The 1221-nt window shown below is 68.6% G+C and carries 1 protein-coding gene; it reads left to right on the top strand.

Annotated features, from left to right (window positions below):
* Positions 1 to 105 precede the first annotated feature (105 nt).
* The gene (locus KY389_RS15000) at positions 106 to 1203 is read left to right on the top strand and encodes an ISAs1 family transposase (protein ID WP_219831775.1); all 1098 of its coding nucleotides are present in this window, start codon (positions 106 to 108) and stop codon (positions 1201 to 1203) included.
* Positions 1204 to 1221 lie beyond the last annotated feature (18 nt).

The raw sequence follows: 1221 nt of genomic DNA, 5'->3' as shown, positions 1-1221 counted from the left end.
CAGGGGAATCGCATATGACCTTGGCGGTCTGAGCGGCACCCCTTGCGGCTGAGGGTGGGATGGATTCTGGGGATTTGGACCCCACCCTCGGAGCCCATCGCCGCCATGCACCTGTTCCTGACCGCCTTCGAAGACGTCCCCGATCCCCGCGCCGGAAACATCCGGCATGACCTCGGCGAGTTGCTCGTCATCGCCTTCGTGTCGGTGCTGTGCGGCGCGACGTCCTGCGCCGAGATGGCCGCCTTCGGCCGGGCGAAGGAGAGCGTTTTCAGGGAGTTCCTCAAGCTGAAGCACGCCATCCCGTCGCACGACACCTTCTCGGCCGTATTCCGGATGATCGATCCGAAGGCGCTTGACGCCGCCTTCGGACGGGTGCTGGCCGATGTCGCGGCGCTGCTGCGGGAGGGCGATGTGATCGCGGTCGACGGAAAGGCCCTGCGCGGCGCCCGCGACGCGGGCGAGAGCGCGCGGACGCGGATGGTGGTCTCGGCCTACGCGACGCGGCTGCGTCTGACGCTGGCCAGCGTGCCGGCCGATCGCGGCGCGGAGCTGGAGGCCGCCATCGCGGCGCTCGGCCTGATCGCGCTGAAGGGCAAGGTGGTGACCGCCGATGCGCTGCACTGCAATCGCCGCACGGTTGCGGCAATCAATGCCGGCGGCGGCGACTGGTGCCTGGCGCTCAAGGCCAACCAGGACTCGCTGCTGTCCGATGCCCGGGCCTGTTTCGCCACGCTGAAGGAGGGCCACCCAAGCGCCGACGCGCAAGAAGCCGGCCACGGCCGGGTCGAGACCCGAAGGGCGGTGGTCGTCTCGGCCAAGGGTCTGGCAGAACATCATGATTTCCCCGGCCTCAAGGCCTTCGGCCGCATCGAGGCGACGCGGGAAACAGCCGGCACCACGACCTCCGAGACGCGGTATTTCGCCCTGTCCTGGATGCCTGCGCCCGACGTGCTGCCGGCCACTGTGCGTGCCCACTGGGCCATCGAGAACGCCATGCACTGGCAGCTCGACGTGTCCTTCCGCGAGGACGCCGCGCGCAACCGCAAGGAGAACGGCCCGGGCAACATCGCGGTCCTGCGCCGCCGCGCCCTCGACGTCATGCGCAGGGACACATCGCGCGGCTCCCTCTCCATCAAGCTCAGGCGAGCCGGCTGGGACGACGACTTCCTTCGCAGCGTTCTCAATGGCTTGGCGATCGAATGAGCCATATGCGATTGCCCT

It is taken from the genome of Paracoccus bogoriensis (genome assembly GCF_019431455.1).
Lineage (GTDB): Bacteria > Pseudomonadota > Alphaproteobacteria > Rhodobacterales > Rhodobacteraceae > Paracoccus > Paracoccus bogoriensis.
This window is presented reverse-complemented; position numbering and strand designations above follow the sequence as displayed.

Bases quoted from the DNA above. Each gene is read 5' to 3' on its own strand.
- KY389_RS15000 (WP_219831775.1), top strand. From the start codon at position 106: ATGCACCTGTTCCTGACCGCCTTCGAAGACGTCCCCGATCCCCGCGCC.